The 8,317-nt window shown below is 71.7% G+C and carries 7 protein-coding genes; 2 read left to right on the top strand and 5 right to left on the bottom strand.

Annotation, left to right across the window (positions count from 1 at the left end):
- Nucleotides 1-433 precede the first annotated feature (433 nt).
- Genes ACGFN2_RS31495 through ACGFN2_RS31475 form a run of 5 tightly spaced genes read right to left on the bottom strand, consistent with a single transcriptional unit; the run spans nucleotide 434 to nucleotide 6,263 of the window.
- Nucleotides 434-1,744, bottom strand: a complete 1,311-nt coding sequence (locus ACGFN2_RS31495) for a DUF58 domain-containing protein (RefSeq protein WP_393366061.1) — start codon at nucleotides 1,742-1,744, stop codon at nucleotides 434-436.
- 9 nt (nucleotides 1,745-1,753) lie between these two features.
- The gene (locus tag ACGFN2_RS31490; RefSeq protein WP_362612436.1) at nucleotides 1,754-2,764 is read right to left on the bottom strand and encodes a MoxR family ATPase; all 1,011 of its coding nucleotides are present in this window, start codon (nucleotides 2,762-2,764) and stop codon (nucleotides 1,754-1,756) included.
- On the bottom strand, nucleotides 2,700-3,929 hold the full coding sequence (locus tag ACGFN2_RS31485; protein ID WP_393366058.1) for a DUF4350 domain-containing protein: 1,230 nt from the start codon (nucleotides 3,927-3,929) through the stop codon (nucleotides 2,700-2,702). Before ACGFN2_RS31485 ends, ACGFN2_RS31490 begins: the two co-directional genes overlap by 65 nt.
- On the bottom strand, nucleotides 3,926-4,618 hold the full coding sequence (locus ACGFN2_RS31480; protein ID WP_393366056.1) for a DUF4129 domain-containing protein: 693 nt from the start codon (nucleotides 4,616-4,618) through the stop codon (nucleotides 3,926-3,928). The genes ACGFN2_RS31485 and ACGFN2_RS31480 overlap by 4 nt, the downstream gene beginning before the upstream one ends.
- 4 nt (nucleotides 4,619-4,622) lie before the next feature.
- Nucleotides 4,623-6,263: a hypothetical protein gene (locus ACGFN2_RS31475; protein WP_393366054.1), complete on the bottom strand. Its 1,641-nt coding sequence runs from the start codon at nucleotides 6,261-6,263 to the stop codon at nucleotides 4,623-4,625.
- A gap of 152 nt (nucleotides 6,264-6,415) precedes the next feature.
- Here ACGFN2_RS31475 and mtnA point away from each other — a divergent pair, with 152 nt between their 5' ends.
- Both mtnA and mtrA read left to right on the top strand, forming a co-directional pair.
- On the top strand, nucleotides 6,416-7,585 hold the full coding sequence (mtnA, locus tag ACGFN2_RS31470; RefSeq protein ID WP_362612445.1) for an S-methyl-5-thioribose-1-phosphate isomerase: 1,170 nt from the start codon (nucleotides 6,416-6,418) through the stop codon (nucleotides 7,583-7,585).
- Nucleotides 7,582-8,259, top strand: a complete 678-nt coding sequence (gene mtrA, locus ACGFN2_RS31465) for a two-component system response regulator MtrA (protein ID WP_006605255.1) — start codon at nucleotides 7,582-7,584, stop codon at nucleotides 8,257-8,259. Before mtnA ends, mtrA begins: the two co-directional genes overlap by 4 nt.
- The last annotated feature ends 58 nt before the right edge of the window (nucleotides 8,260-8,317 follow it).

Below are 8,317 nucleotides of genomic sequence, written 5' to 3'. Positions count from 1 at the left end.
TACTGCAGGGGGGACCCTGTGGGAGAGTAGGACGCCGCCGAACAATCTTTGTGGGAAAGCCCCGCACCTTATGGTGCGGGGCTTTTTCGCGTTCCGGGCGGATGCAATTCTGGGTGGTTGGAAACTCTCGATCGAGATGAGCGGGGGTGGGGTGGTGGCTTGTTGGCCTCTTGGATTGAGCCAGGACGGTGGGGCGCAGGGAGCGAGCCTCGCTGACGTTCCTGTCCCGGCGGTGCCTGGCCTTCCTTCCTTGCTGGAGACTTTCCCAGCGCTGGTACAAGGGATGAAGCGTTGCTTGTCCGTCGTCCAGGGCTTCCCTGGCGCCAACCAACCGTGTGCGTAGCGTCCCCTCGCAGAGCCATGTGCCCGCACCCAGCTGGCAGCGGCGTTCACAGGCTCCGTCTGGGCGCGAGGAAAGGAAGGGGGCAGGCCGCTACAGACGGCCGGTGGACTTCAACATGAGGTAGGCGTCGGCCAGGTCGGGGGCCAGGTGGGTCGGGGTGGAGTCGATGACGGTGATGCCGTGGTGGCGGAGGCGGTCCGCGGTGCGGCGGCGGGCGGCGCGGGTCTGTTCCGCGGCGGCGGCTGCGTAGACAGCCTGGGGCGTGTGGCGGCCGGCGGCCATTTCCTCGATGCGGGGGTCGGCCACGGCGGCGACGATCAGTTCGTTGCGTCGGGTGAGGCCGGGAAGGACGGGCAGGAGGGCTTCCTCCACGGGGGCCGCGTCCAGGCCGGTGAAGAGGACGATCAGGGAACGGCGCGGGGTGCGGCGGTGGATGGTGGCGGCCAGTCCCCGGGCATCCGCCTCGACCAGTTCGGATTCGAGGGGTGCCAGCGCGTCGGTCAGGGCCGGGAGGAGATCGCGGGCCGTGCGGCCTTGGGCCGATGCGCGTACGCGGCGGTCATAGGCGAGGAGATCCACGCGGTCGCCGGCGCGGGCGGCGAGGGCGCCGAGCAGCAGGGCGGCATCCATGGAGGCGTCGAGGCGGGGGATGTCGCCGACGCGGCCCGCCGAGGTGCGGCCGGTCTCCAGGACGAGCAGGATGCGGCGGTCGCGTTCGGGGCGCCAGGTGCGGACGGCGAGGTTCTCGCGGCGGGCGGTGGCCCGCCAGTCGATGGAGCGGGTGTCGTCGCCGTGGGTGTAGTCGCGGAGGCTGTCGAACTCGGTGCCCTCGCCGCGGGTCAGGATGCTGGTGCGGCCGTCGAGTTCGCGCAGTCGGGCGAGCTTGGCGGGAAGGTGTTTGCGGCTGGTGAAGGGCGGGAGGACACGCAGCGTCCAGGGGAGGTGGTGGCTTCCCTGCCGGGCCGCCAGGCCGAGCGGGCCATAGGAGCGGACGGTGACGCGGACCGCGTGGTGGTCGCCGCGGCGGGTGGGATGGAGCGTGGTGGTGAGGCGGCGGCGTTCGGCGGCGGGGACGCGCAGGGTGTGGCGGGACGCGGGGATGTCCGAACCGGGGTGGAAGGAGCTCGGGGGCCAGGCGTCACGGATCTGGGCGCGCAGGGGGCGACGGCTCGGGTTGGTGACGGTGAGGTGGGTGTGGGCTTCGCCCGTTAGTCGAACAGTTGTGTCACTGGTTCGGGTGAAATGGAGCTTTCGCACTGGCGCGGCGAGCGCGAGATCGCACAAGATTGCTATCAGCAGGACGAGTTGGACGGTGAGGATGCCGAGCCAGCTGGGCAGCACGAAGCCTACGAAGACGGCTCCGCATGCGGAGATGAGGGCGGTGCGTCCGGTGAGAGTCACGGTGTCTTCTCAGCGGGGGACGGGGAGATGAGCGAGAACGGCGTTGATCACGGAGTCCGCGGTGACTCCTTCCATCTCCGCTTCCGGGCGGAGCTGGACCCGGTGTCGGAGCGTGGGAAGAGCAAGCGCCTTGACGTCGTCGGGGGTGACATAGTCGCGGCCGGTGAGCCAGGCCCAGGCGCGTGATGTGGAGAGCAGGGCGGTGGCGCCTCGGGGGGAGGCGCCGAACGCGAGTGAGGGGGATTCGCGGGTGGCACGGCAGATATCGACGATATAACCGGTGACTTCGGGGGAGACGGCGGTCTTGGCGACCGCGGCTCGCGCAGCGTCGAGGTCGGCGGTGGAGGCGACGGGTCGCAGCCCCGCGGCGTTCAGGTCACGCGGGCTGAAGCCGGCCGCGTGGCGGGTGAGGATGTCGATCTCGTCGTGGCGGGCAGGGAGCGGCACGGTCAGCTTGAGCAGGAAGCGGTCGAGCTGAGCCTCGGGGAGGGGGTAAGTGCCCTCGTATTCCACGGGGTTCTGTGTGGCGGCCACCAGGAACGGCTCGGGGAGGGGACGGGCCGTGCCGTCGACCGTCACCTGGCGCTCTTCCATCGCTTCGAGCAGGGACGCCTGGGTTTTGGGAGGCGTGCGGTTGATCTCGTCGGCGAGCAGCAGGTTGGTGAAGACGGGTCCCGGCTGGAAGGAGAACTCGGAGCTGCGGGCGTCGTAGACCAGTGAGCCGGTGACATCACTCGGCATCAGGTCGGGGGTGAACTGGACGCGCTTGGTGTCGAGTTCGAGTGCGGCCGACAGGGCGCGGACGAGCAGGGTCTTGGCGACGCCGGGGGAGCCTTCGAGAAGCACGTGACCGCGGCAGAGGAGTGCGACGACCAAGCCGGTGACGGCGGGGTCCTGGCCTACGACGGCCTTGGCTATCTCGGTGCGCAGGTCCTCCAGGGAGGCTCGGGCGCTGTCAGCGGTCGGGGTGCTCACGGGGGGCGTGCCTCTCTTGGGAAACGATCGAGGATTCGAGTGCATCGAGTTGATCGGCCAGGTGGACCAAGGCCTTGTCGTCCGCGGGTGCCGGCCCGAAGAGCAGGAGGTGAAGGTCGGGTCCGGCACCGGGCGCGGCGGTCAAGTGGGCGTGAAGCGCCGGGAGAAGGATGTCGGGGGTGTGGGCATGTGTCGGGGACACGCCGATGAGGGGAGCGAGTCGGTTGCGGGTCGCGGAGCGCAGCACGGATGAGGCTCGGTCGCGGGCGTTGGCCTGCTCATAGAGGCGGGCGTGGCCCTCGGTGGTCTCGGCGGCCGGGACGGTGACCGGAAGCCTCTCCGGCACCAGCGGGCCGAGGCGCCGCGCGCGCCACATAGCCGCGAGGGCGGCGGCAAAGGTGAGTTGGAGCAGGGCCCAGTACCAGCCGGACGGGATGAGATCGAGGAAGCCGCGCTGGTTGTCCTGGGCCGCGGACGGGTCGCTCATGGAGGGGAGGTACCAGACCAGATGTTTGTGCGTACCGAGGAGTTGAAGGGCCAGCGAGGCGTTGCCGTGCTCGGTGAGGCGATGGTTGTAGAGAGGATCGGGGGAGCCGAGGAGCACCGTGTCGCGGCCGGTGCGGGGAGCCGGCAGGCGCAGCAGGGTGGGCTCGTCGCCGCTGAGGTAGCAGCGATCGGCGCCGTCGAGGGAAGTCGTGTAACTGAGGCCGCCCAGCAGGGCGTTACCCGCACGCCGAGCCTCCGGCAGGGAGCAGGCGGGCCGACGGGCCGAGACGGTGGCGGGGGAATCCGTCCGGACGCCGGGCGCGAAGGTTTTGAGGGAAGAGGAGTCCGGGGCGAGCAGGACGGTGCGGCCGGGCGTGTGGGCGGTCGCGGTGTGCAGGCCCGTCAGCTGATCTTCCGTCAGCATGTCGGGGTCGGTGATGAGGAGTGTGGTGTGGGGGCCCGCCGCGGCAGCGGCTTCCTCCGAGGTGGTCACGACCCGGGTGGAGACACCATGAGAGGTGAGGAGTTGGGCGAGGGCCCGGCTTCCGGTGCGGTCGGCGGACCGGGGGTCGAGGCGCCCGTGCTGCTCGCCGGACTGCAGGGCCGCGATCACCACACCGCTGATGACGAGCGCGAGAAGTGCGAGCAGCGGCCCGCGGGACCGGGTCCACACGTTGCGGACGGTGGGCGGGAGCGCGGTGGTGCCCGGGGCTGCCGTGGTCATCCGCGGCTCCTGGCCGGGGTTGTGGCCAGGTCGGGCTTGGCGTGTTCCAGCTCGGTGTCGAGGCCGGCCAGGAGTGCGTACGCCGCTTCCGTGCCGGGGCGGCCGCCGTATGTGACGTCGTTGAAAGTGCGTGCCACGGTGCGCAGTCGGTCGGCGTACGCGGGGAGTGCCCCTCCCGCTTCGGTGGCGGCCTCGTCCGCGGTGCGGCCAGGGCCTGGAGTGAGCAGCGTGCGTTCTTCGAGTGCGAGGACGAGGGCGCGCATGCGGTCCTGGATCGCCTGGCTCCACCGGCCCTCGGCGGCGTGCCGGTCGGCGGTCGCACGGTGTTCGGCGGCGGTGCGGGGGGCGTCGGAGAAGAGCGCCCCGCTGGTCGTCGGAGTGCGGCGTACCGCCCCGAGCCGCAGCCGGAGGGCGATCGCGAGCAGCAGCACGCATACGGCGATGGCGAGCAGCCCGATCCAGCCGCCCGGGGTGGTGTGGGCGGCGGCGGTGAAGAGTGCGTCGACGCGTTCCCAGAGCCAGTCGAGGGCGCGCTGGATCGGGTTGGGGTCGTGCTGGTGGTACCGCGGGTCGGACAGCTCTCGCTCGGCCGCCTCGCGGGCGGGGACGCGTGGAGTCCGCACCGGTATGTCGTCGTCGGGCCGCGCCATGAGTCGTCCGAGCGCGGCCCCGTTCCCCCCTGTGGTCACCGCATCAGCTTCCCGGCGTGGTGTGGTCCGGCTGCTGCCCGGCGTCGTCGGCCGGGGTGGCCTTGGCCGGGGCATCCGCGGTGTCCGTGGCATCCGTGGGCGCGGTGTCCGTCCCGGTGGCCTCCGCGCAGGTCTCGGCCGTCTCGTGGCCGTTCGCCTCGGGACCGGCTGCCTCGGAGTCCGTTGCCTTCGGGGCTGCCTTGGTGCTGTCCGTGGCAGACCCGGCCGCCGGAGTGCCGTCTGCCGGTGTGCCAGCGGAGGCCGGGGCGGCCGATGCCGGCGTGTAGTCCGGGGTCGGTGCCGAGGCTGCGGGAGCGGGGGGCGCCGGGTGCGCGGTGGGGGCATCGGCGCCGTAACCGGGGAGGCCTGCGGCGCGGGCGAGTTCGAGGTCGAGCGCCTCGCGGCGGATGCGCTGGTCCATGTACAGGAGCGCGGTGACGCCGGCGCTGATCGGGAAGGTGATGGTGGAGCTGATGACGGCGCCGACGCCGAGCACGATCAGGAACGACCAGCCGGTGTTGTTGCCGGTGCCGCTCGCCCAGTCCATGAGGTTCTCGCCGCCGATGAGGAAGGCGACGAGGGTGGCCGGGATCTGGATGATGAACTCGACGATGCCGACCAGGAGGTAGGTGAGGAGCTGTGCGCCCAGCACCCGCCACCAGGCACCCCGTACGAGCTTCACGGACCGGCGCATCGCGGCGATGACGCCCTGCTTCTCCAGCATCAGCGCGGGCGAGGCGAGGCTGAAGCGGACCCACAGCCAGAGGGCCACGAGGCCGGCCACCAGTCCGCCGAAAACGGTGAGCAGCAGGCCTGCCTTCAGCGAGCCCGTGGCGACAAGGAGGAGGCCGGGCGCGACACCGACCGCGAGGGTGGCCGTGATGAGCAGGGGGAGCAGTACGAGCAGGCCGAGCAGGCGCGGGAGCTGGGGATGCGCGTCACGCCAGGCCTCTTTGACGGTCACCGAGCGGCCCAGGACGGCCCGGCTCACGACCATGGTGAGCAGGCCGGTGGCGATGAGGGTGGCGAGCAGCCCGATCACCGAGGTGATGCCGGTGGCGGCGAGCGAATTGGCCAGGTCGCGCATGGTTTCGCGGAGGGGCGGGACGTTTCCGCCCGCGGGCGAGGGCACGCGGCCGACGCCCTGGAACCACCAGCCGGTGACCCCGGTGACGGCGGTCTGTGTGACCACCGCGACGATCAGCGAGATGCCGAGGACGGTGCGCCAGTGGGCGCGCATGGTGGTGACCGCGCCGTCGAGTATCTCGCCGACGGCGAGCGGGCGCAGCGGGATGACGCCGGGCTTGGCGGCCTGTGGCATCGAGGCCCAGGCGCCGCCCCAAGGGGGCTGCTGCCCGGGGCCCGGAGTGCCGCCCCAGCCGGGACCGCCGTAGCCGGGCGACGTGGCACGGGTGCGGTCGCCGCCCGTGGTCTGGCCGGGCCGTCCGTGCGGGCCTGCCTGACCGGGGATTCCGGCGGGTGCCGACCACTGGCCGGCGGGCGGTTGTTCCTTGGACCAGTTCGGCGGGGTGGACTGCCCGGCGGTGTCGGCCGGGTCTGTCTGGGTGGGCTGTTCCTGTGTGCCGCGGGCCGGCTCGTCGGAGGGAGTGGATCCGGGCGAAGCCCAGCCCGGAGAGTTGTTCATCGTCGCTCCTTCTTGCTGCCCGTCCGCCGGGGCGGCCGGGGTCCGGGGTCCGCGGTGGCAGTCATCGTGTCATGGCGACCGGCGCTGTGTACCGGTGCACGGAGCAGGAGGGGACCTTCTGTTCGAGGGGCGGTGGGCGGCAGACTGAACGAATGGGCGATCACCACGAGGTATCCGAGGCGGGCGCCGGGGCGCTCGCGATCCCGTCGTTGCGCTGGGAGGAAGCACCTGAGGGGCCTGTCCTGGTCCTTCTTGATCAGACGCGGCTGCCGGCCGAGGAGGTCGAGCTGGTCTGCACGGACGTGCCGGCGCTGGTGCAGGCGATCCGGACGCTGGCCGTACGCGGGGCGCCGCTGCTGGGCATCGCGGGTGCGTACGGCGTCGCGCTGGCCGCGGCACGCGGCTTCGACGTGGAGGAGGCGGCGGAGGCGCTGGCGCAGGCCCGGCCGACCGCGGTCAATCTGGGGTACGGCGTGCGGCGGGCGGCCGCCGCGTACCGCGCGGAGCTGGGCGAGGGCGGTGCTCGGGCCGCAGCGGCCGCGGCGCTGGCCGAGGCGCGGGCCGTGCACGACGAGGACATCGTGGCCAGCGCACGGATGGCGGAGCACGGGCTGGCGCTGCTGGGCGAGCTGCTGCCGGGTGGCGGGCACCGGATTCTCACGCACTGCAATACCGGTGCGCTGGTGTCCGGGGGCGAGGGCACCGCCCTGGCGGTGGCGCTGGCCGCGCACCGGGCCGGTGAGCTGCGCCGGCTGTGGGTGGACGAGACGCGGCCGCTGTTGCAGGGCGCACGGCTGACCGCCTACGAGGCGGCGCGGGCGGGTATGGCGTACACGGTGCTCTCGGACGGGGCGGCGGGCTCGCTGTTCGCCGGGGGCGAGGTGGACGCGGTGCTGATCGGCGCGGACCGGATCGCGGCGGACGGATCGGTGGCCAACAAGGTCGGCAGCTATCCGCTGGCGGTGCTGGCGCGGTACCACCACGTGCCGTTCGTGGTGGTGGCACCGACCAGCACGGTGGATCTGGAGACCGAGGAGGGGGCGGATATCGAGGTGGAGCAGCGTCCGGGTCAGGAAGTGACGGAGTTCTCGTTGCCGAGTGTGCAGGGGCCCGGGGCGGAGGCAGGTATCGCCATACCGGTGGCGCCGCTGGGCGCACAGGCCTACAACCCGGCCTTCGACGTCACTCCGGCGGAGCTGGTGACGGCGATCGTCACGGAGGCCGGAGTGGTGTCTCCGGTGACCCGGGAAGGGCTGGCAGGGGTGTGTTCCACGTCACGATGGAGTAAGTCACGATCAGGTAATGGGATGATGGCCGAATGAAGGGACGCGTCCTGGTCGTCGACGACGACACCGCACTGGCGGAGATGCTCGGCATCGTGCTGCGCGGCGAGGGTTTTGAACCGTCGTTCGTGTCGGACGGTGACAAGGCCCTTGCGGCCTTCCGCGAGACCAAGCCCGATCTTGTGCTGCTCGACCTGATGCTCCCCGGCCGGGACGGTATCGAGGTCTGCCGGCTGATCCGGGCCGAGTCCGGGGTGCCGATCGTCATGCTGACCGCCAAGAGCGACACGGTGGATGTGGTGGTCGGGCTCGAGTCGGGCGCGGACGACTACATCGTCAAGCCGTTCAAGCCCAAGGAGCTGGTGGCCCGGATTCGGGCGCGGCTGCGGCGTTCGGAGGAGCCCACGCCCGAGCAGCTCGCGATCGGTGACCTGGTCATCGACGTGGCGGGCCACTCGGTGAAGCGGGACGGTCAGTCGATCGCGCTGACCCCGCTGGAGTTCGACCTGCTGGTCGCGCTGGCGCGCAAGCCGTGGCAGGTGTTCACGCGTGAGGTGCTGCTCGAGCAGGTCTGGGGCTATCGGCACGCCGCCGACACCCGGCTGGTCAACGTCCATGTGCAGCGGCTGCGCTCCAAGGTCGAGAGGGACCCGGAGCGGCCGGAGATCGTGGTGACCGTGCGCGGGGTCGGCTACAAGGCCGGGCCCAGCTGAGATGACCCGGGACGGTTCGGCCCCGGAGGGAAAGCGGGGGCGCACCGTCGGTCCGGCG

This window comes from Streptomyces sp. NPDC048612, from assembly GCF_043199295.1.
GTDB lineage: Bacteria > Actinomycetota > Actinomycetes > Streptomycetales > Streptomycetaceae > Streptomyces.
This window is presented reverse-complemented; position numbering and strand designations above follow the sequence as displayed.

Bases quoted from the DNA above. Each gene is read 5' to 3' on its own strand.
- ACGFN2_RS31490 (WP_362612436.1), bottom strand. From the start codon at position 2,764: ATGCACTCGAATCCTCGATCGTTTCCCAAGAGAGGCACGCCCCCCGTG.
- ACGFN2_RS31485 (WP_393366058.1), bottom strand. From the start codon at position 3,929: ATGACCACGGCAGCCCCGGGCACCACCGCGCTCCCGCCCACCGTCCGC.
- ACGFN2_RS31475 (WP_393366054.1), bottom strand. From the start codon at position 6,263: ATGAACAACTCTCCGGGCTGGGCTTCGCCCGGATCCACTCCCTCCGAC.
- mtnA (WP_362612445.1), top strand. From the start codon at position 6,416: ATGGGCGATCACCACGAGGTATCCGAGGCGGGCGCCGGGGCGCTCGCG.
- mtrA (WP_006605255.1), top strand. From the start codon at position 7,582: ATGAAGGGACGCGTCCTGGTCGTCGACGACGACACCGCACTGGCGGAG.